A 19,738-nucleotide genomic window follows, 5' to 3' on the forward strand; every position below is an offset into this window, starting at 1 on the left:
GCCGATGCATCGTCGCCCCTCGTTTCAGCGCCTTTCGCTGGCCGGCCTGGCTGCCGCGCTGGCGCTTGCGGGGGCGGGGCTGGCGCGGGCCGCGGATGACAACGTGTTGTCGAGCGGCCCGGCAGCCAGTGCAGGAGACCTGGGCCTGAGCCAGGCCATCCGCGAAGGCGAGGTGCGCCGTGGCGCGGCGCCTTCCGCCGGCGTAGCGATGGCACCGCTCGCGCCGCGCCCGGAATACGCCAGGCTGCCCGTCTACGTCGGCAAGGTCGGCGACAAGCCGGTGCGCCTGCGCATCGGCCCCAAGCCGGACGAGCGTGACAGCCTGCGCGGCGAATACACCACCAACGGCGTGCCCGGCGTGCGCCTGCTGGCTGGCGAGTGGGAGGACGGCAGCTTCCTGATGGAAGAGTCCGACGACGGCACCCGCGTCTCCGGCAACTGGGAAGGCACCATCGACGCGAGCGGCGCCGTGCGCGGCACATGGACCGATGCCTTCAACCAGGCCGTTGTGCTTCCTTTCTCCATTCGTCCGCTCGGTAGCGTGCTGGTGATCCCGCCCTCCGACATGACACCCCGTAGCGCAGTCACCTACGCGCCTGCGCCGCCCAAATCGACGGTCCAGGGTCGCTGAGTCCGGCTTCCCGGTGGCGCTACCGGCATTTGCTGGTAAGCTCGAACGGTTATCACGTCCGTTTCATGCCCGCCGTGCAATGCGGTGCCGCATGTCAGCCATCAAGGAATCCGCCGTGTCCGATCCGACTTCCGACAAGCCCGCGTCGAGCCCTGCCTCCCATTACATCCAGACTGTTGCGGTCCAGCCCGAACTGGATATCGCACCGGGTTTCGATTCGTTTTCTCCCGCCACGCACCGCGGTTCGACTGTGGTCTTCCAGAACCTGGCCGAGCTGCGCTCTTACGGCGACCGCAGCACCACGTACTGGCGCTACGGCCTGCATGCCACGCCGACCAGCGAAGCGCTGTGCCAGCACCTGGCGTTGCTCGAAGGCGCCAGCCATACGCTGCTGCTGCCGTCCGGGCTGGCGGCGATTTCGCTGGTCTATTTCGCGCTGCTCAAGAGTGGTGACGACGTGCTGGTGCCGGACAACGTCTACGGTCCGAACCGCGATCACGGCGAATGGCTGGCCCGCGATTTCGGCGTGACGGTGCGCTACTACGACCCGATGATCGGCAGCGGCATCGCCAGCCTGATCCAGCCCAATACGCGGCTGATCTGGATGGAGTCGCCGGGCTCGGTGACCATGGAGGTCCCGGACAGCCGGGCGATCGTCGCCGCGGCCAAGGCCCGCGGCGTGCTGACGGCCATCGACAATACCTGGTCAGCCGGCCTCTACTTCCGGCCGTTCGATATGGGGATCGACATCTCGGTGCAGGCGTTGACCAAATACCAGTCCGGCGGCAGCGACGTCCTGATGGGGGCGGTGCTGACGCGTGACGATGGCGTGCAGGCGCGGCTGAAGCGCACGCGCATGCTGATGGGCTGGGGCGTTTCCGCCGATGACTGCCATCTGGTGCTGCGTTCGCTGCCGAGCCTGCCCGTGCGGCTGGCCGCGCACGACCGTGGCGCACGCGAGGTGGCCGAGTGGCTGCACCAGCGGCCTGAGGTCGTGCGCGTGCTGCATCCCGCGCTGCCGGACTGCCCCGGCCACGCCCATTGGCGCCGCGACTTCAGCGGTGCGAGCGGCCTGTTCGCGATCATCCTGCACGACAAGTACACGCGCGAGCAGGTGGATGCCTTCGTCGAAGCGCTGCGGCTGTTCGCGATCGGCTGGTCGTGGGGCGGCGCGCACAGCCTGGCCGTGCCTTACCACGTGCCGACCATGCGCCCCGCGGGCAGCTGGCCGCCGGCGGGCTGGCAGCATGCCGGCGAACTGGTACGCCTTTATATCGGCCTTGAAGACACGCGTGACCTTATCGCGGACCTGCGCCAGGCCCTGGAGCAGCAACTCGGCGGCTGACCGCTAGCTTGCGCGCAGTGCCACGTTGAGCTGGTCGACCACTTCGGCCCAGTCGGCATCGTCCGCGATCTCGTTGCGCAGCATGGCGGCCTGCGCTGGCGTCCAGAACGGCGCGTCGGCGAGTTCAACGTTGCCAGGCAGCTTCCCGTGCGTCTCGATGAAATCGGCGATGCTGGGCGGATCGCTCGGTAATCCCAACTGGGCGAACAGCTCGGAAAAGCGATGAAAGGCGCTTTGCATGATGAGGGGGCTCCGCTTCCAGGTTTGTCATTCAAGCTAGTGTAGGGCACGCGAGCGCTTGAATGGCGGCCAAAGCGCCCAAGAAAAAACGGACGCCGCGGCGTCCGTTTTGCATGCTGTACGAACCCCTCAAATCGACAGTTCGCTGTCGCCCTCGCGCGCGCCGTGCGTGGCACGCTGCGGGCGGGGGGCAGCCCACACCGACTCCGCCGGGCCGTTGTGCGCACGCCGCTGCGTCGCGCGCGCCAGCGCCACAAATCCGGCCGCCAGCGCCATCGCGCCGATATCGAAGCCGGCGATGATCCAGTGTCCGCTTGGTATGGAGCGCAGCAGGTGGTCGCCAGTCAGGATGGCGTTGGCGAGCGGGATGGTCAGCGCGGCAAGCGCCGCCGCATACAGCAACTCGATCGCTGCCCGTACGGGCGGGCGCAGCAGCGCCCATGCGCAGGCGGCAAAGAAGACCGGGAAATATGCATGGCTGACTGGGCGGCCGGGCCACAGCAGCGCCGCCGGAAAGCACAAGGCCACGCCGATGCAGCAGCCGATGCAGACGCCCACCGTGGCTTGCGCGAGCAGCCGGTGCACACGCGGCTGTTCCGCCTGGCGATTCTTGCGGCGCGATTCGATCCACAGCAGGTTGCCGGAGTAAAACAGGAACGCGCCCGCCAGCCCCGCCAGCACGTAGCCGATCCGTAGCGGCAGTTCGCCATAGGTGCCGAAATGGAGGGCGAACAGCGCGCTGTAGAGACCATGGTTGCCATCGCGGCCGCCAGCGGTCTGGTTGGCGATCACCGTGCCGGCATCGGCTTCGCCGGCGGCCGCATGGATGCCAACGGAGCCCAGGTTGCCGAGCGCACGGGTGCTGCTGCCGCGCACTTCCACGACGGCATTGGCATCGCCGTAGCGCTGGAAGCGGAACGACTCTGCGGTAAATCGCTCGTCCGCCGCTTCCCGTGCAATGCGGATCAGCTCCGACGCCGACAGCGTGGGCGCCGCACGGCCGGCAGCCGTGACTTCCGGCACGGCGGTGGTCACGCGCGGGACCACGGGGAACAGCTTGCCGTCGAAAGTCAGCGTATTGAAGACCATCCACAGGACCAGCGACAGGCAGAACAGTGCGCCGGTGATCGCAATCATCAGGTGGAAGGGCAGGCTGAACAGGCCGATCACGTTGTGCGCATCCATCCAGAAGCGCTTGAGGTTGCGCCCCGGCCGCACGGCAAACAGGTCTTTCTTCAGGCGCGGCAGGTGCAGGAGCACGCCGGAAACCAGCGCCAGTCCGTACAGCACCGAAATCGCACCCATGAAATAGATGCCGACTTCCGGGATGCCGAGCGAGTAGTGCAGGCTGTTCAGGAACGAAGACAACTCGCCGATCACCTGGTCGCGCGAGGTGTCCTGCTGCATGGCGCGGTCGCCGGCCAGGCGTTCGTCGGTGGTCATCTGCCACGCTCCCGCCTTGTCCTGCCAATACGCGCTGATATGCGGCTCGCCCGCTGCGGGCATGTAGACGTAGGCGCTGGCGGCGGCTTCAGGATAGAGGGCGACCAGCTTCTGCATGAAGTGATCGACGGCCGTGGGATCTGCGACGGTCTCGGCCTGTTGATTGCCCTTGAGCCGGTCCGGAGACTGCCAGACGTGAAGTTCGTGGTGGAACACCGTCACGGCGCCGGCAAAGAAGGCGATGAACAGCGCCCAGCCAGCCATGAGGCCGACCCAGGTGTGAAGGGTCTGGTACAGCCGGAGTGTGGTGGGTTTCATGTGGCGGGCCTCAGGAAGCCGACAACGAGGCGAGGGCGGCCGAGGGTGCCACCTGCAGCAGGCGCAATCCCCACAGCAGCCCGAAGCACAGCAGGTTCGCGGCCGCCAGCCACAGCCATGCCGCGCGGCTGGAGCGGAACAGCAGGCTGCAGCAAAGGATGGCGACCCAGAGCGGCAGGCATGTCACTACGGCCGCCATGACACAGCTTTCCCAGCCGCCGGGCAGCCCCAGGATGGCCAGCGTGCACAGCGCGACCGACAGCGGCAGCCCCAGCACGGTGCCGGCCAGCCATTTCGTGCCCATGCCGCTCATGCTCGCCCTTCGGCGGCCGGCCGCCTTGTGTTCAGATACGTGCCGATAAAGGGCCAGAGGGACAGGCCCGTCGGAATGATCGCCAGGTTCGCGGCGACAGCCACGGGCCAGCCCTGGGCCTGATTCCACAGCCAGGTGCTCAGAACCGTCAACCCCAGCCCAAGCCAGCCAAACAGCCGGGGCGCCGGCCGCCGGCTCGGGCCGTTTTGCGGCGGCGGCAGCAAGACCTGGTTGGGCGCCGCAAGGTAAAGGCAAGCGGCCGCGAGAAGTCCAAGCAGGACCGCGAAGGCTTCCATAGCTTAAATTGGAAAAGGAAAATGCAAGTATAAATGAGAATGATTAGTGTTTGTAATGGTGAATCGGGCCAGGGCCCAGGAGGACCATCGACGCACGTCGGCGCGATGAAGCGGGGAAGGGGAAGTAAAGCCGGAAGCGACTGGCGGTCGCCGACAGGCGCCGCCAGTGCGTAGTGAGTATTAGTGCGGGAACAGCGCCAGGAGGCCGTCCAGACCGACGTGATTGAAGGCAACGCTTGCCTGGGCGCGCACGATGGGCTTGGCGCGGAAAGCCACCGAGAGGCCGGCCACGGCCATCATCTTGAGGTCGTTGGAGCCGTCGCCCATGACGATGGCCTGGTCAGGCGTGGCGCCGAGCTGCGCGCACACTTCCCGCACGGTGCGCGCCTTGACGTCGGCATTGACGATTTCGCCGACCACGTTGCCCGTGAGCTTGCCATCGACGATTTCCAGCGTGTTGGCGCGCGTCACGTCGAGCCTCAGGCGTGCCTTGAGCTTCTCGGTGAAGTGGACAAAGCCGCCCGACACCAGCAGCGTGCGCAAGCCCAGCGCCTGGACGGCCTGCAGCATGCGCTCGGCGCCCGGGGACAGGCGCAGGCGCTCTTCGTAGACGCGGTCCAGCACGCTGGCGTCCAGCCCCTTGAGCAGGGCGACGCGGCGGCGCAGGCTTTCGTTGAAATCGGTGATCTCGCCGCGCATGGCGGCTTCGGTGATGGCGGAAACCTCGGCCTTCAGGCCGCAGAAATCGGCGATCTCGTCGATGCACTCGATCGTGATCAGCGTGGAATCCATGTCCATGGCCACCAGGCGGAACTCCGACAGGCGGCGGCCGCCCGGCACGATGGCCCAGTCGATGGCGCGCGGACCGCAGTAGTCATCCAGCATGTCGCGCAGCGCCGGGGTGAGCGGGGCGCAATCTTCGGCAGCCGCCACGGATTCGCTGCGCAGCACGGGCTCGGAGGCGCGGGCGAAGGCGCGGATGGCGGTCAGGTCGTCGGAAGCGAGCGGGCGGGTACTCTGGAGAATCAGGGGCATGACAGCAGCAGGCGGATCAGGGCGGCGCGCCGGAGGGCGGGACGGCAAAGGCGATATTGTAATCGCTGATCAGGTTCCCGCCCGGCGGCGTTGCTTCAACCCACCCGCAAGCTGTCAACCACCTTATGCAGGAATGCCTCGCACGCCGCCATCTGATCCAGCGAGACAAACTCGTCCGGCTTGTGCGCCTGCTGGATATCGCCTGGCCCGCACACCACGGCAGGAATTCCTGCGCGCTGGAACAAGCCCGCCTCGGTGCCGTAGGCCACCTTGCTGGTCTCGCGATCTCCGGTGAGCGCGCGCACGAGCTGCGTAATGGCTTCCTGCTCGGCCACATCCAGCGATGGCGCCGCGGCGATCTTGCTGATGACGAGGTCAGTGTCCGCGTGTTCGGCCCGCATCTTCGGCAGGAGCACGTCATTGGCGTACGCGGCGATGCGTGCGAACAGCGCCTCGGGGTCGACCCCCGGCAGGTTGCGGAACTCGAACACGAACTCGCACAGCGCGGGGATGGTGTTGAGCGCGATACCGCCCTGGATCGTGCCGGTCTGCGCGGTGGTAAAGGGCACGTCGAAGGCGTGGTCGTATGGGCCATTGGCCTTGAATTCATCGGCGATGTCGCGGATGAAGCAGATCAGCCGTGCGGCGTACTCGATGGCATTGACGCCACGCGGCGTCAGCGACGAGTGCGCGGCCTGGCCCCTGACGCAGCAGCGGTAGGCGTTGATGCCCTTGTGCGCGACGATCACGCGCATGCTGGTGGGCTCGCCCACGATGCAGCCGGCGGGCCGCACGCCGCGCTCGCGCAGTTCGGCGAGCAGGTAAGGCGCGCCCATGCAGCCGATCTCTTCGTCGAACGGCAGCGCGTAATGCACGGGCTCGCGCAGCTTTGCATCGAGCAGCGTGCGCAGCAGCGCGAGACTGGTGCCGATGAAGCCCTTCATGTCGCAGGTGCCGCGGCCATAGAGCTTGCCGTCGCGCACCACGGGCTTGAACGGATCGGTGGACCAGTTCTGGCCGTCCACCGGCACCACGTCGGTGTGGCCCGACAGCACGATGCCGCCGTTGGTTTCGCCGCTGGCGGCGGGCACCGTGACAAACAGGTTGGCCTTGTCGCGCTGGGTGTTGTAGCTCAGGTGCGGCCGCAGTCCTTTCGCGAGGAAGTGGTCCCGCACGGACTCGATCAGGCCCAGGTTGGAATGGCGGCTGGTGGTGTCGTACGCCACCAGCCGCTGCGTCCATTCCAGCGCGCTGCCGCGCGGCGCGCTCGCGTCAGGGGTGGAAGTCTTGCGTTCGATATCGGCTTGCATGGGGCAGGGGCGGCGTGGACCGATGGGTGAAGTACCCGATGCTACACCCGCCGCAGCCGGCGGGCCAGACGCCCTGCAGCATGGACTATGCGAGCGCCCGCAGCGTCAGCTTGATGGTCTGCGCGCGGATGGCCACGTCAGGCATCTTGGCCTCGATGCGCAGCTTGTCCTGCCCGGCCAGCTTGATATGGCGGTTCTTCTGCACTAGCTCGATGATCCTGAGCGCGTCGATAGGCGGATTCGGCACGAACTGCACGCTGATCGCGGCTTCACTCGCGTCGATCTTGCGCACGCCCAGCGGCGCCGCGGCGATGCGCAGCCGGTGCGTTTCCACCAGCGCCTGCGCCTGCGGCGGCATGCGGCCGAAGCGGTCGATCAGCTCCTCCTGGATGTCATCGACACGGTCCGGCGTTTCGCAGTTGGCCAGGCGCTTGTACAGCGACAGGCGTTCGTGCACGTCGGCGCAATAGTCGTTGGGCAGCAGCGCGGGCGTGCCGAGGTTGATCTCGGTGGTCGCCGCGAGCGGTGCCATCAGGTCCGGCTCTTTGCCGGCCTTGAGCGCCTTGACGGCCGCGTTGAGCATGTCGGTGTAGAGCTGGAAGCCGATCTCGTGGATCTCGCCCGACTGCTTGTCGCCGAGCACTTCGCCCGCGCCGCGGATCTCCAGGTCATGCATGGCGAGGTAGAAGCCGGAGCCCAGTTCTTCCATCTGCTGGATGGCCTCCAGCCGGCGCGCCGCCTGCTTGGTCAGCCCGTCCACGTCATGCACCAGCAGGTAGGCATAGGCCTGGTGGTGCGATCGCCCGACCCGGCCGCGCAGCTGGTGCAGTTGCGCCAGGCCGAACTTGTCGGCGCGGTGGATCAGGATGGTGTTGGCGGTCGGCACGTCGATGCCGGTCTCGATGATGGTGGTGCACAGCAGGATGTTGTCGCGCCGCGAGACGAAGTCGCGCATCACGCGTTCCAGCTCGCGCTCGTGCATCTGGCCATGGGCCACCGCAATGCGCGCTTCCGGCACCAGTTCGGCAAGCCTGGCGCGCTTGTTCTCGATGGTCTCGACTTCGTTGTGCAGGAAGTAGACCTGCCCGCCGCGCTTGAGCTCGCGCAGGATGGCCTCGCGGATCACGCCGTCTTCCTCGCGCCGCACGAAGGTCTTGATGGCCAGCCGCTTCTGCGGCGCCGTGGCGATCACGGAAAAATCGCGCAGTCCTTCGAGTGCCATGCCGAGCGTACGCGGGATCGGCGTTGCCGTCAGCGTCAGCACGTCGACCTCGGCGCGCAGCGTCTTGAGCGCTTCCTTCTGCCGCACCCCGAAGCGGTGCTCCTCGTCGATGATGACCAGGCCCAGCCGCTGGAACTTCACCTCGTCCGAGAGCAGCTTGTGCGTGCCGATCACGATATCGACCGTGCCCTCGTTGATCTGTTTCACCGCCGCGTCGATTTCCTTTTTCGTCTTGAAGCGCGACAGTTCAACGATGCGCACCGGCCATTCGGCAAAGCGGTCCGACAGCGTCTGGAAATGCTGCTCGGCCAGCAGCGTGGTCGGCGCCAGCATGGCGACCTGCTTGCCGCCGAGCACGGCCACGAAGGCGGCGCGCAGCGCGACCTCGGTCTTGCCGAAGCCCACGTCGCCGCACACCAGGCGGTCCATCGGCTTGCCCGAGGTCATGTCGGCGATGACGGCGGCGATGGCGGCGGCCTGGTCGGGCGTTTCCTCGAAGCCGAAACTCTCGGCGAAGGTCTCGTAGTCCTTGGGCGAGAGCGGGAAGGCAAAGCCCTCGCGCGCGGCGCGGCGTGCGTACAGGTTCAGGAGTTCTGCGGCGGTGTCCCGGATCTGCTGCGCGGCGCGGCGCTTGGCCTTGTCCCACTGGCCCGAGCCCAGGTGGTGCAGCGGCGCGGTTTCCGGATCGGCGCCGGAGTAGCGCGAGATCACGTGCAGCTGGTGCACCGGCACGTACAGCTTGCTGCTCTTGTCGTACTCCAGGTGCAGGAATTCCTCTTCCCCCTGGCCCAGGTCGAGCGACACCAGGCCGTGGTAGCGGCCGATGCCGTGCTCGCTGTGCACCACCGGGTCGCCGATCTTCAGCTCGGCGAGGTCACGCACCATCGAATCGACGGCGGTGGCCTGCTCCTGCTTGCGGCGCCCGGCACGGCGCGCGGTGCCGGCGTAAAGTTCGGCTTCCGTCACGAAGGCAAGCCTGGCGTCGGGCAGCACGAAGCCACTATGCAGCGGCGCCACGGCAATGCTGAAATGCGATTCGCCAGCCAGGAAGGCGGCAAAGTCGTCCACCTGCTGCGGACGCAGGCCGCTTTCGGCAAACAGCTGCAGCAGGGTCTCGCGGCGGCCGGCGGTGTCGGCACACATCAGCACGCGCGTGGCCTTGTCGAGCAGCAGCGATTCGAGGTTCACGAGCGGGTCTTCCGCGCGCCGGTTCACCGAGACGTCGGGCACGCTCGCGGCGAAGGCGGGCTGGTCCGCGGCGGAGTCGGCCTGCAGCACCAGCCGTGCGAGCGGCTTGGCCGCGATGAAGAACTGGTCCTCGGACAGGAACAGCTCGGCCGGCGGCAGCAGCGGACGCTCGCGGTCATGCCGCATGAAGTCGTAGCGCGGCGTGGTGTCGGCCCAGAAGCGGCGGATCCCTTCGTCGACCTTGCCGACGAAGGCGAGCTGGGTCTCGGCAGGCAGGTAGTCGAACAGCGTCGCGCTCGACTCGAAGAACAGCGGCAGGTAGTACTCGATGCCGGCGGACGGCACGCCGTTGCCGATGTCCTTGTAGATCGGCGACTTGGTCGGATCGCCCTCGAACACTTCGCGCCAGCGGCCGCGGAACGCGGTGCGGGCCGCTTCGTCGAGGGGGAATTCTCGCCCCGGCAGCAGGCGCACTTCCTTGACCGGGTACAGGCTGCGCTGGGTGTCCGGATCGAACGCGCGGATGGTCTCGATCTCATCGCCGAACAGGTCGATCCGGTACGGCAGCGCCGAGCCCATCGGGTACAGGTCGATCAGGCCGCCGCGCACGCTGTACTCGCCCGGCCGCATCACCGCGCTGACGTGCTCGTAGCCGGCTAGCGTGAACTGCGCCTTGAGCGCGGCCTCGTCCAGCCGCTCGCCCTGCTTGAAGAAGAAGGTGTAGGCCGCCAGGAAGGACGGCGGCGCGAGCCGGTAGAGCGCCGTCGAGGCCGGCACCAGCATCACATCGCACTGGCCGCCCTGGATGTCGTGCAGCGTCGCGAGCCGTTCGGACACGAGGTCCTGGTGCGGCGAGAAGCTGTCGTAGGGCAGCGTTTCCCAGTCCGGCAGCAGGCGCACGCGCAGTTCGGGCGCGAACCACGGGATTTCATCGGCCAGGCGCTGGGCGTCGACGGCGTTGGCGCAGACCACGGCCAGCATCGGCACGCGGCCGCGATGCTCGCGCGCGTAGGCGGCAATGGCCAGTGCGTCGGCGGAGCCGTGCAGGCTGGCCACGTTGTGGCGCAGCCCGGGCTTGACCAAGGGCAGGGTGGCGAAGGGAAAGGCGGGAGCGGCGTCAGGCATCGGGGCAGCGGTCGGGAAGACGACAACGAACGGCAACGCCCCGCCGGCAGCGCGGGCGGGGGTATGGCGTGCGCCGCATGCCGTGGCGGCATGGCGGCAAACAAGGGCCGTATTATAGAATGCGCTCCGGTCCTGGCGCTGCCGCCGCCATGCCGTCCTCAACGCATTTCCACTTGATTCCAATCCTGTGCCAGACCGCCGCTTCGCCCTGATTCCCTGTGCCGGTACCGGCAGCCGCGCCGGTGGCCCCGTGCCCAAGCAATACCAGCCCATCGCCGGCCGGCCCATGATCTGGTACGCCCTGGCGGCGTTCTCGGCCTGTGACGCCATCAGCGCCACGGCGCTGGTGCTGGCGCCTGACGACATGCCGCTGGAGTCGCGCTTCGGCGCCGGCGTTTTTGCCGGCCTGCGCTTCGATACGGCCTTTGTCGGCGGCGATACGCGCCATGCCTCGGTGCTCGCAGGCCTGCATCACCTGGCGCAGCTTGGCGCCGTCGACACCGACTGGGTGCTGGTACACGACGCGGCACGTCCGGGGTTGACGCCGGCGATGATCCATACGCTGGTGCGCTCGGTGGAAAGCGATGGCGACGATGATCCCGATGCCGCCATCGGCGGCATCCTGGCGGTGCCCGTGCCCGATACGCTCAAGCGCGCCGACGCCGGCACGCGCATCGGCACCACGGTGCCGCGCGACGGGCTCTGGCAGGCCCAGACGCCGCAGATGTTCCGGCTCGGCGTGCTGCGCCAGGCCTTGCAGGACGCGCTAGCCGCCGGCGCCGTGGTGACCGACGAGGCCAGCGCGATCGAACGGCTGGGCCTGCATCCGCGCCTGGTCAACGGTTCGCTGCGCAATTTCAAAGTGACCTATCCCGAAGACTTCGCGCTGGCGGAGGTGCTGCTAGGCACCGCGCCGGCGCGATCGGCCGATTCAGGAGCCTGATCGATGATGCCATTTGATATCCGCGTGGGGCAGGGCTATGACGTCCACGCACTCGTGCCCGGCCGCAAGCTGATCCTGGGCGGCGTGCATATTCCGCATGACCGGGGATTGCTCGGGCATTCCGATGCCGATGCGCTGCTGCACGCCATTACCGACGCGCTGTTCGGCGCGGCGGGGCTCGGCGATATCGGTCGGCATTTCCCCGACACGGATGCGCAGTTCGCCGGCGCGGACAGCCGCGTGCTGCTGCGTGAAGCCGCGCGGCGTGTGCGCGAGGCCGGCTACGAGATCGGCAATGTCGATGCCTCGCTCGTCGCGCAGCAGCCCAGGCTGGCACCGCATATCGCGGGCATGGTGGCGAACATTGCAGCAGATCTCGGCGTGCCGGCGGCGCGCTGCAACGTCAAGGCAAAGACCAACGAGAAGCTCGGCTTCGAAGGGCGCCAGGAAGGCATCGTGGCGCAGGCCGCAGTCCTGATCTGGCGCGGCGCGGCCACCGGCGCGCAGGACTGAGCGGAACCGGCGGCCGCCGGCGTTGGCGGTCGCCGCTTACGCCTTGGCCGGCGCCGGTGCGTTCTCGGGCGTGATGCCGTAGCTGTAGTCGATCAGCCGGGCCATGGCGCCGGTGCGGGCGCCGGCCTCGGTGCGCTTGGCGAATCCCATCTGCTGGCACAGGCGGTTGGCCGAGCCCATTTCTGGCATGGTCCGCACCAGCAGGGTCGGCGCGCCGATATCGCGGGCGCGCTGGATGCAGATTTGCATCAGCGTATGGCCCAGGCCCAGGCCCCGGGCCTGCGGACTCACGGAAAGCAGCCGGGCCTCCGGCTGGGTCAGCGTGATGGTGCTGCCGTCCAGCGCCGGCAGCGTCGCGCCGGGATGACAGAACAGCACGGCGCCCGCAATGCCGTGATCAGTCTCGGCCACCCACCATTCCATGTCGGGGTGGCTGGCGGCCAGCACGGCCTGCATGCCGCGCTGGAAGGAGGCGCGGCAGTCCTCCATGATCTCGAGCTCGTACTGCGAATAGGCCTGCTGCGTGACCGCGGCAATATCGCCCCAGTCCTGGACGGTGGCCAGACGGTAGTGGAAGCGCGGGGAAGTCGGTGAAGGCAGGATGCTCATGGTGCGGGGGCGGATGCCTGAGTGCATTGTCCTGCCTCGATTGTAGGCCGTTCGCTGCACGAGTGGAGCGGTCAGGGCCGGCAGCGGTTGCACCATGCAAACAGCCGGCCAACTCCCACTGGGAAGCGGCCGGCCGTTGTGGTAACGCGGCTGCCTTACTGGGCGGCGATCACGTTGGCCGCCGCGGCAATCACCGCGGCAATGCGGCCGACGTCGCGCAATTGCTGCGCGGTCATGCCCTGCTCGTTCTTGAGCAGCTGGTAGTGTGACTTCACGCAGAAATGGCACTTGCCGATGATCGAGGCGGCCAGCGCGTACATTTCGAAGCGGCGCTTGTCCACGCCGCCGTGGGTCGCGTACGCGTTCATGCGCAGGCCGGCCGGCTGGCTGGCCAGGTCCGGATCGTCCGCCATTTCGATGTATGGATACCAGGTGTTGTTCATGCCCATCAGCGCGGCAGCGGTCAGCGCGCCGTTGACTTCCTCGGCCGACAGCACGTTGGCGTTGCGGATCGCATCCACCAGCACCTTGCTCTGCGCGGCGAATGCGGCGGCCAGCGCCACGCCGACGGCGTCGTTGCCCTCCAGCGAAGAGCGCGCAATGGTGCCGTCGACGTTCAGCCGAATGTCCTTGGCGTAGTCGGGGATGAGATTCTTAATCGTGCTAAGGAATTCCATTTAATTCTCCTATCGATCAGGGCTCAAAAAACCCGCATGTGCGGGTTTGGGGCGGAGGGGTGTGGCCCCTCCGCGGGCCGCCGAGAATTACCGGCAACCTTGCAGCGATTACAGCGTTGCGCCGCCGACGGCACGGTTGCACGGGCACAGTTCGTCCGTTTGCAGACCGTCCAGGATACGCAGCACTTCGTCCGGGTTGCGGCCGACGTTCAGGTTGTTCACCGAAACGTGCTGGATCACGTTGTCCGGGTCGACGATGAAGGTCGCGCGCAGGGCCACGCCAGCAGCGTGGTCACGCACGCCCAGTTGGTCGATCAGCGAACCGGTCACGTCGGCGAATTGCCACTGGTTCAGCTTGTTCAGGTCCTTGTGCTCGCGGCGCCATGCCAGCTTCACGAATTCGTTGTCGGTCGAGCCGCCCAGCACGATCGCGTCGCGGTCGGCGAAGTCGCCGTTCAGCTTGGCGAAGGCCACGATTTCGGTCGGGCACACGAACGTGAAGTCCTTCGGGTAGAAGTAGATGATCTTCCACTTGCCTTCGAACGACTTTTCGGTGATGTCTTCGAAAGCCGATTGGCCGTTTTCCTCATGGTTGTTGAAACCAGGCTTGACACCAACGACGTGGAAGGCTTCGAGCTTGTCACCAACGGTCTTCATAGACTTTCTCCTGATACGGTTGAAGAGGGAGTGTGCATTGCGATGAACCTGCTTCTGGCCGGGGCCTGAGGGTCGGTGCACCGCGACAAGGCGAGATTATGCGCCAGCACGCACTACAGGGCTAATTGAAAATCTCAAACAGCCCGATAGGCGTGCGGCATGGCGATCTTAATCGTCGCGCATGACAGCTTGCGATGCGGGAAGTATGCCACGGCCAGCCCATGCGGACCGGCGTGGCAAGGCGCTGCGGTGTCAGGCGGGGCGCAGGACCGGTTGGCCGCGTTGCGCGCGGAAGATGATGAGGGTTGCGACCAGGCCGCAGGCGGCGGCGAACATCAGCCACAGGCCCGGTGCGGCCTTGTTGCCGGTGGCATGGATCAGGTACGTGGAAATGGCCGGCGTGAAGCCGCCGAACAGTGCCGTGGCCAGGCTGTAAGCCAGCGAGAAGCCCGCGGTGCGCACGGCCGGCGGCATGACTTCAGTCAGCGTGACAACCATCGCGCCGTTATAGCTGCCGTACAGGAAGGACAGCCACAGTTCCACCATCAGCAGGCGCGAGAACGAAGGTTCGGCCACCAGCCACGACACGGCAGGGTAGGCGGTCAGCAGCGTGGCGGCGGTAAAGAACACCAGCAGCGGCTTGCGCCCGATCCGGTCGGACACGGCGCCCATCAGCGGCAGCCAGATGAAGTTTGACAGGCCCACGCACATCGTGACGATGAGGTTGTCGACGTCGTCGAGCTTGAGCACCGTCTTGCCGAACGTGGGGGTGTAGGCGGTGATCATGTAGAACGACACCGTGGTCATCACGACCATCATGCAGCCGGCCACGATGATGCGCCAGTTCTCGGCCATGGAGCGGTAGATCTCGCGCACGGTCGGGCGATGCTTGCGGGTCTTGAATTCCTCGGTCTCTTCGAGCGAGCGGCGGATCACGAACAGGAACGGCACGATCAGGCAGCCGATCAGGAACGGCACGCGCCAGCCCCAGTCATCCATTTGCTGCGGCGCCAGCGTGGCGTGCAGGACCACGCCGAGCAGGCCGGCGAAGATCACCGCCACCTGCTGGCTGGCCGACTGCCAGCTCACGTAAAAGCCCTTGCGGCCCGGCTTGGCGATCTCCGACAGGTAGACCGAGACGCCGCCCAGTTCCACGCCGGCCGAGAAGCCCTGCAGCAGGCGCCCCGCGAGGACCAGCAACGGTGCCGCGACGCCGATCGAGGCATAGCCCGGCACGCAGGCGATCAGCAGCGTGCCCGCGGCCATCAGCGCCAGCGTGACGATCAGGCCCTTGCGGCGGCCGTGATGGTCGATGTAGGCGCCCAGCACGATGGCGCCCAGCGGGCGCATCAGGAAGCCGGCGCCGAAGGTCGCCAGCGACAGCATCAGCGAGGCGAACTCGTCGCCGCTGGGGAAGAAAGTCCTGGCAATGGCGGCGGCATAAAAGCCGTACACCATGAAGTCGTACATTTCCAGGAAGTTGCCGCTGACCACGCGGAACACGGTCTTGAATCCGTGCTGCTGGCCGGAGGTTTGGGAGGTCTCTGACATGGCTGTCTCTCTCGGACGACGCCGGTGGGTTCCGGCGCATGATTGTTCGGTGAGCCAGCCAGGCGTGGGGTAGGAGACAGCAGGCAACGCCATGGCTGGGAGATGCGTTTGCATCGGCCCTGCTGACCGGCGCCAGTGTGCGCCGCGGCGCTGTCATTGCCCTGTCAAATACCTTACGGATGCCTATCAGCAGCTGTCGAAAACCTGTCAGCGGACAGGCGTATCGCTGCCGGTGTGCGGTGATTGCCGCGTCATCAGGCGCGGCGGAAGCAGGCGCTGACGACCAGGCCTGTATCCGGCGCGGAGCGGTTGGACAGCACCAGCCTGCCGCCGTTGCGCTGCAGGATGCGGTTGACGATCGACATGCCAAGGCCTGCTCCCTTGGCTTCGCTGCGCGCGCTGTCCAGGCGGTAGAACGGCCGCGTCAGCAAGGAAAGCTGCGCGTCCGGTACGCCCTTGCCGTTGTCCGCCACGGTGAGCACGGCGTCCTTGTCGTCGAGCTTCGTCGTGATTTCGACTTCGGCGATGCCGGTTTCGTCGTCCTTGGCATAGCGGCGCGCGTTCTCGACCAGGTTGTCGAGGATGCGCTGGACCTCCATGCGATTGGCCACGGCCATGACCGGCTCGGTGGCGCGCACTGCCACGCGCACATCGTCATGCGCCGCATAGACGCCCACGGCATCGTTGACCAGCGCCGACAGGTCCACCGGTTCCACCATCTCGAGCGGCGGCCGTGCGTAGTTCAGGAACTGGCCGATGATGGCGTCCATCTGCTCGATGTCGGTGATCATCGCATCGCGCGTGGCGCTGTCCGCCGGCGACATCTCGGTTTCCAGGCGCAGGCGCGTGAGCGGCGTGCGCAGGTCGTGGGAGATGCCGGCCAGCATCACCGCGCGGTCGTCGTCGAGCTGGCGCAGGTCGCGCACCATCTGGTTGAAGCTATGGTTGGCCAGCGCGACTTCGCTGGCGCCATGCTCGGGCAGCGAGGGCGGGTCGCCACCCGCGCCGATATCGCGCGCGGCATTGGCCAGTCGCTTGAGCGGGTAATTGACGCGCGCGGTAATGAACGCGGCACCGATGATCGACAGCAGCAGCGCGGCAATGCTCCACCACAACCACTGGATGCCGGACACCCGCTCGAACCGTTCGGGGCTGATTGCCACCCAGTAGTCGTCGCCCTCGATCTCGAAACTGACCCACACGCCGGGGATGTCGTTGACGGTGGTGGCCAGCACCGTGTCCTCGCCCAGCCGGCTGCGGATCTCCTGCTGCACCAGCTGCGTCAGGAACGGGTTGGCGGTGGGCGCGGCGAAATCGTCGTCCTTTTCGCGCGGATAGACCTTGATGCCTTCGTTCTGCACCAGGTCGAGCAGCAGGAACCGGCGCCGCGCCGGGTCCGAATAGAGCAGGGCCGCACGCGTGAGCTTGACCACGCTGACCACCTGCATGGCGATCTGCTGCGCGCGCGGGGCGCGCTCGAACAGCCGGTAGCTCTGGAACCAGATGCCCAGCGAAATGGCCAGCAGGAGCGCGATCAGCATGAAGGTTCGCCAGAACAGCGAACCAAAGAAACGCGTGGCCGTACGGCCAATGACAGTCGCCACGATGGGTGAACGGACGACCGGTTTACTTCACGCCATCAGGAATGAACACGTAGCCCAGGCCCCATACCGTCTGGATGAAGCGCGGGTTGCCCGGATCGGGCTCGATCAGCTTGCGCAGGCGCGAGATCTGCACGTCAAGGCTGCGGTCGAATACTTCGTACTCGCGGCCGCGGGCCATTTCCATGAGCTTCTCGCGTGACAGCGGCTGGCGCGGATGGCGGGCAAACACCTTGAGCACGGAGAACTCGCCCGTGGTCAGGGTGATTTCCTCGTCGTTCTTAGTCAGCGTGCGGGTGGCCAGGTTCAGCACGAAATCGCCGAAGGCAAAGGTCTCGGGCGTTTCCGACGGCGCGCCAGGTACTTCCGCGGGCCCCTTGCGGCGCAGCACGGCATGGATGCGCGCAATCAGCTCGCGGGGGTTGAACGGCTTCGGCAGGTAGTCGTCGGCGCCCATTTCCAGGCCGACGATGCGGTCGACATCCTCGCCCTTGGCGGTCAGCATGATGATCGGCGTCTGGTCGTTGGCGCCACGCAGCCGGCGGCAGATGGACAGGCCGTCTTCGCCGGGCATCATCAGGTCAAGCACGAGCAGGTCGAAGCGCTCGCGCAGCCAGAGCTTGTTCATGGCGGTGGCATTCTCCGCCACCAGTACCGTAAAACCCTGTTCGCCCAGATAGCGGCGCAGCAGATCGCGCAGGCGCGGGTCGTCGTCCACGACGAGAATCTTGTGGCTGGTATTTTCCATGGCGGTATCTTAGCGACTATCGCTTTCGCTCAAAATGGCTTAACAAAACGTTACATACTTTACCCTGTGGCATAGCGGCGTGCACGAACCATGCCATTACACTGCCATACCGTCTTTCGTGCCCTGCATCATTATCCGGTTGACGCGGGTATTGCCACCGGATTATCTGCGGTCAGCCGCAAATTGCATTGCGGCGTTTGCGCGGACGGGGTACCGAATTTTCCGGCTTCGAGCAGTCCGACGGCTGCAAATCCCGAAGCCGAAACCGCCATTATCGATGAAAGTGAACCGTAACCGGCATGGGCTGACCTTGCACGGCGCCCTCGGCGCCTGTGTGGTGCTCGTCGGTACGGCGCTGTGGCTGGGCGCGGCGCCTCAGCCGGCCCACGCCCAGTCGGCCGGCATGGCCAACCTGCTGCAGGGCCATGAGCGCCCATCCACCCACGCCAGCGACCCGGGAGCCAGCCAGCGCGAGGCGCGCACCCGCGCCGAACGCCATCGCGCCGAGCAGCGCGAGGCCGAGCGCAGCAGCCGTCAGGGCCGCTCCGGCTCCAGCCTGTCGCCGGACGAGCGCCGCAAGCTGCGCCAGAACCTCTACGACCTCGGCCGCGAAATGTACCAGGGCGGCTGACGCCTCCACGGCGCCTCCCGGCCTTTCCCGCGCTTAGTCCTGCGGCTGGAAGTGGCGCAGGAAATCCACGAACACCTCGGCGGCAAGCTGCGCGTCTTCAGCGGTGATGGTCTCCAGCGGGTTGTGGCTGATGCCGCCGTTCCCGCAACGCACGAACAGCATGGCGACGTCGGTGATGCGCTGCATCATCATCGCATCATGACCCGCGCCGGAGGGCAGCTCAAACGCAGGCAGGCCGCGCTTACGCAGCACTGCGCCGAACTGGTCCATCAGCCAGCGCGCGCACGGCGCGTTCTGCACTGGCCTGACCCGGTCCACGTGGGCGGACAAGCCGCGCCGCGCGGCGATCTGCTGGATGCCGGCGACGATGTCGGCAATGGCGGCCTCGCGAATGCCATCCTCTCCCGCGCGGATGTCCATCGAGAAGGTACAGGCCGCCGGAATGACATTGCTGGATCCGTCGGGTACCTGGAGCTGGCCGACCGTACCGACCAGTGTTGGCGTCGCGCTGCACCGCGTTTCGACCAGCAGGACCATTTCGGCGGCACCTGCGGCGGCGTCGCGGCGCATCCCCATCGGCGTCGTGCCGGCATGGCTGGCCTGTCCCTCGACCCGCACCTGGAAGCGGCTGCTGCCGGCGATCTGGGTCACGACGCCGAGCGCTAGGCCCTTGTCCAGCAGGACCGGCCCCTGTTCGATATGGACTTCGACAAAGCCGAGCAAGGCGGCCGGATCCACGGCGGCGTCCTGCAGTGCCGCGAGTTCGCCATGGCCCGGCAGGCCGGAGGCCGCGAGCGCTTCGCGCATCGTCACGCCGTCGGCATCCGTCCTGGCCAGCAGCGCCGGATCGAAGTGCCCGGCGAGCACGCTGCTGGCCAGGAAACTCGTCTTGAAGCGCAGGCCTTCCTCTTCGGCGAAGCCGACGACGTCGAGATGGTAGGGCAGGCGGATGCCTGCCGCGTGGAGCGCGCCGACCACCGCGATCGGAAGCAGGATGCCCAAGCGCCCGTCAAAGCGGCCGCCATTGCGCACGGTGTCGAAGTGCGAGCCGGTCATCAGCACGCGCGCGTCGCCGCCGGCAGCGGGGTCGGCGGCATACCGGCCGATCACGTTGCCGATGGCATCGATGCGCACCTGCATGCCAGCCGCTTCCATCCACTGTGCCAGCAGGGCCTGGGCGGATCGGTGGGCGGGCGTGAGGAAAGCGCAGGTCAGCCCGCCTTCCATATCTGAAAACCTGGCGAGCGCTTCGGCGCGATCAAGAATGCTCTGTCCGAGCGGGTGGAGGTTGTCGGTCATGGCTGCAGTGCGTATGGGGCAATACGTAGGACAATTTGGCGAG

19 protein-coding genes are annotated in these 19,738 nt (G+C 66.8%); 5 read left to right on the forward strand and 14 right to left on the reverse strand.

The window, feature by feature from the left end; genetic code table 11:
• Positions 1 to 4 precede the first annotated feature (4 nt).
• Together ACIGJB_RS06980 and ACIGJB_RS06985 are read left to right on the forward strand one after the other, a co-directional pair.
• Complete coding sequence (locus ACIGJB_RS06980) at positions 5 to 631, forward strand: hypothetical protein (RefSeq protein ID WP_483731985.1); 627 nt, start codon at positions 5 to 7, stop codon at positions 629 to 631.
• 91 nt (positions 632 to 722) lie between these two features.
• A complete protein-coding gene (locus ACIGJB_RS06985; RefSeq protein ID WP_483731986.1) occupies positions 723 to 1,976 on the forward strand; it encodes a cystathionine beta-lyase in 1,254 nt (417 codons plus the stop codon).
• Positions 1,977 to 1,979: 3 nt separating this feature from the next.
• Here the strand turns inward: ACIGJB_RS06985 and ACIGJB_RS06990 are convergent, their stop codons facing one another.
• The 7 genes from ACIGJB_RS06990 to mfd form a co-directional block, all read right to left on the reverse strand.
• Positions 1,980 to 2,216, reverse strand: a complete 237-nt coding sequence (locus ACIGJB_RS06990) for a DUF2789 domain-containing protein (protein ID WP_483731987.1) — start codon at positions 2,214 to 2,216, stop codon at positions 1,980 to 1,982.
• Between the two features lie 129 nt (positions 2,217 to 2,345).
• Positions 2,346 to 3,977 carry a PepSY-associated TM helix domain-containing protein gene (locus ACIGJB_RS06995; protein ID WP_483731988.1) on the reverse strand — a complete coding sequence of 544 codons (1,632 nt, stop codon included), beginning with the start codon at positions 3,975 to 3,977 and terminating at the stop codon, positions 2,346 to 2,348.
• A gap of 10 nt (positions 3,978 to 3,987) precedes the next feature.
• The gene (locus ACIGJB_RS07000; protein WP_483731989.1) at positions 3,988 to 4,281 is read right to left on the reverse strand and encodes a hypothetical protein; all 294 of its coding nucleotides are present in this window, start codon (positions 4,279 to 4,281) and stop codon (positions 3,988 to 3,990) included.
• A 5-nt stretch (positions 4,282 to 4,286) separates the two neighbouring features.
• Entirely contained in the window at positions 4,287 to 4,586 is a 300-nt protein-coding gene (locus ACIGJB_RS07005; protein ID WP_483731990.1) for a hypothetical protein, read from the reverse strand.
• A 180-nt stretch (positions 4,587 to 4,766) separates the two neighbouring features.
• Positions 4,767 to 5,621 carry a phosphoserine phosphatase SerB gene (serB, locus tag ACIGJB_RS07010; protein ID WP_483731991.1) on the reverse strand — a complete coding sequence of 285 codons (855 nt, stop codon included), beginning with the start codon at positions 5,619 to 5,621 and terminating at the stop codon, positions 4,767 to 4,769.
• Positions 5,622 to 5,716: 95 nt separating this feature from the next.
• Positions 5,717 to 6,931, reverse strand: a complete 1,215-nt coding sequence (gene argE / locus ACIGJB_RS07015) for an acetylornithine deacetylase (RefSeq protein ID WP_483731992.1) — start codon at positions 6,929 to 6,931, stop codon at positions 5,717 to 5,719.
• Between the two features lie 85 nt (positions 6,932 to 7,016).
• Entirely contained in the window at positions 7,017 to 10,466 is a 3,450-nt protein-coding gene (gene mfd, locus ACIGJB_RS07020) for a transcription-repair coupling factor (RefSeq protein ID WP_483731993.1), read from the reverse strand.
• A 187-nt stretch (positions 10,467 to 10,653) separates the two neighbouring features.
• Between mfd and ispD the strand changes: the two genes are divergently transcribed.
• Complete coding sequence (ispD, locus tag ACIGJB_RS07025) at positions 10,654 to 11,409, forward strand: 2-C-methyl-D-erythritol 4-phosphate cytidylyltransferase (RefSeq protein WP_483711218.1); 756 nt, start codon at positions 10,654 to 10,656, stop codon at positions 11,407 to 11,409.
• A 3-nt stretch (positions 11,410 to 11,412) separates the two neighbouring features.
• Positions 11,413 to 11,922 carry a 2-C-methyl-D-erythritol 2,4-cyclodiphosphate synthase gene (gene ispF / locus ACIGJB_RS07030; RefSeq protein ID WP_483731994.1) on the forward strand — a complete coding sequence of 170 codons (510 nt, stop codon included), beginning with the start codon at positions 11,413 to 11,415 and terminating at the stop codon, positions 11,920 to 11,922.
• Between the two features lie 36 nt (positions 11,923 to 11,958).
• Here the strand turns inward: ispF and ACIGJB_RS07035 are convergent, their stop codons facing one another.
• The 6 genes from ACIGJB_RS07035 to ompR all read right to left on the reverse strand — a co-directional run bounded on the left by ACIGJB_RS07035 (position 11,959) and on the right by ompR (position 17,765).
• Positions 11,959 to 12,531 (reverse strand): GNAT family N-acetyltransferase, encoded by a 573-nt coding sequence (locus ACIGJB_RS07035; RefSeq protein ID WP_483731995.1) that lies wholly within the window; start codon positions 12,529 to 12,531, stop codon positions 11,959 to 11,961.
• A 155-nt stretch (positions 12,532 to 12,686) separates the two neighbouring features.
• Positions 12,687 to 13,208: a carboxymuconolactone decarboxylase family protein gene (locus ACIGJB_RS07040; protein WP_483711221.1), complete on the reverse strand. Its 522-nt coding sequence runs from the start codon at positions 13,206 to 13,208 to the stop codon at positions 12,687 to 12,689.
• A gap of 108 nt (positions 13,209 to 13,316) precedes the next feature.
• Positions 13,317 to 13,865, reverse strand: coding sequence for a peroxiredoxin (locus ACIGJB_RS07045; protein WP_012352655.1), 549 nt, complete (start codon positions 13,863 to 13,865; stop codon positions 13,317 to 13,319).
• 252 nt (positions 13,866 to 14,117) lie between these two features.
• Entirely contained in the window at positions 14,118 to 15,416 is a 1,299-nt protein-coding gene (tcuC, locus tag ACIGJB_RS07050) for a tricarballylate/proton symporter TcuC (RefSeq protein ID WP_483731996.1), read from the reverse strand.
• Positions 15,417 to 15,670: 254 nt separating this feature from the next.
• On the reverse strand, positions 15,671 to 17,020 hold the full coding sequence (locus ACIGJB_RS07055) for an ATP-binding protein (protein ID WP_483731997.1): 1,350 nt from the start codon (positions 17,018 to 17,020) through the stop codon (positions 15,671 to 15,673).
• A gap of 22 nt (positions 17,021 to 17,042) precedes the next feature.
• Positions 17,043 to 17,765, reverse strand: a complete 723-nt coding sequence (gene ompR / locus ACIGJB_RS07060; protein ID WP_006576352.1) for an osmolarity response regulator transcription factor OmpR — start codon at positions 17,763 to 17,765, stop codon at positions 17,043 to 17,045.
• Positions 17,766 to 18,042: 277 nt separating this feature from the next.
• On the opposite strand from ompR, the gene ACIGJB_RS07065 reads away from it, so the two are divergent.
• Complete coding sequence (locus tag ACIGJB_RS07065) at positions 18,043 to 18,396, forward strand: hypothetical protein (RefSeq protein ID WP_483731998.1); 354 nt, start codon at positions 18,043 to 18,045, stop codon at positions 18,394 to 18,396.
• Positions 18,397 to 18,429: 33 nt separating this feature from the next.
• Here ACIGJB_RS07065 and ACIGJB_RS07070 read toward each other — a convergent pair whose 3' ends face one another.
• Positions 18,430 to 19,695 (reverse strand): Zn-dependent hydrolase, encoded by a 1,266-nt coding sequence (locus ACIGJB_RS07070; RefSeq protein ID WP_483731999.1) that lies wholly within the window; start codon positions 19,693 to 19,695, stop codon positions 18,430 to 18,432.
• Positions 19,696 to 19,738: the final 43 nt, after the last annotated feature.

The organism is Cupriavidus sp. C2SS-8b, assembly GCF_057073745.1.

Coding starts and splice junctions, on each gene's coding strand:
- ACIGJB_RS07045 (WP_012352655.1), bottom strand. CDS start 13,865: ATGAAGACCGTTGGTGACAAGCTCGAAGCCTTCCACGTCGTTGGTGTC.
- serB (WP_483731991.1), bottom strand. CDS start 5,621: ATGCCCCTGATTCTCCAGAGTACCCGCCCGCTCGCTTCCGACGACCTG.
- ACIGJB_RS07065 (WP_483731998.1), top strand. CDS start 18,043: ATGAAAGTGAACCGTAACCGGCATGGGCTGACCTTGCACGGCGCCCTC.
- ACIGJB_RS06990 (WP_483731987.1), bottom strand. CDS start 2,216: ATGCAAAGCGCCTTTCATCGCTTTTCCGAGCTGTTCGCCCAGTTGGGA.
- ACIGJB_RS07035 (WP_483731995.1), bottom strand. CDS start 12,531: ATGAGCATCCTGCCTTCACCGACTTCCCCGCGCTTCCACTACCGTCTG.
- ACIGJB_RS06995 (WP_483731988.1), bottom strand. CDS start 3,977: ATGAAACCCACCACACTCCGGCTGTACCAGACCCTTCACACCTGGGTC.
- ompR (WP_006576352.1), bottom strand. CDS start 17,765: ATGGAAAATACCAGCCACAAGATTCTCGTCGTGGACGACGACCCGCGC.
- ACIGJB_RS07040 (WP_483711221.1), bottom strand. CDS start 13,208: ATGGAATTCCTTAGCACGATTAAGAATCTCATCCCCGACTACGCCAAG.
- ACIGJB_RS07000 (WP_483731989.1), bottom strand. CDS start 4,281: ATGGGCACGAAATGGCTGGCCGGCACCGTGCTGGGGCTGCCGCTGTCG.
- argE (WP_483731992.1), bottom strand. CDS start 6,931: ATGCAAGCCGATATCGAACGCAAGACTTCCACCCCTGACGCGAGCGCG.
- ACIGJB_RS07070 (WP_483731999.1), bottom strand. CDS start 19,695: ATGACCGACAACCTCCACCCGCTCGGACAGAGCATTCTTGATCGCGCC.
- ACIGJB_RS06980 (WP_483731985.1), top strand. CDS start 5: ATGCATCGTCGCCCCTCGTTTCAGCGCCTTTCGCTGGCCGGCCTGGCT.
- ACIGJB_RS06985 (WP_483731986.1), top strand. CDS start 723: ATGTCAGCCATCAAGGAATCCGCCGTGTCCGATCCGACTTCCGACAAG.
- ispF (WP_483731994.1), top strand. CDS start 11,413: ATGATGCCATTTGATATCCGCGTGGGGCAGGGCTATGACGTCCACGCA.
- ACIGJB_RS07005 (WP_483731990.1), bottom strand. CDS start 4,586: ATGGAAGCCTTCGCGGTCCTGCTTGGACTTCTCGCGGCCGCTTGCCTT.
- mfd (WP_483731993.1), bottom strand. CDS start 10,466: ATGCCTGACGCCGCTCCCGCCTTTCCCTTCGCCACCCTGCCCTTGGTC.
- tcuC (WP_483731996.1), bottom strand. CDS start 15,416: ATGTCAGAGACCTCCCAAACCTCCGGCCAGCAGCACGGATTCAAGACC.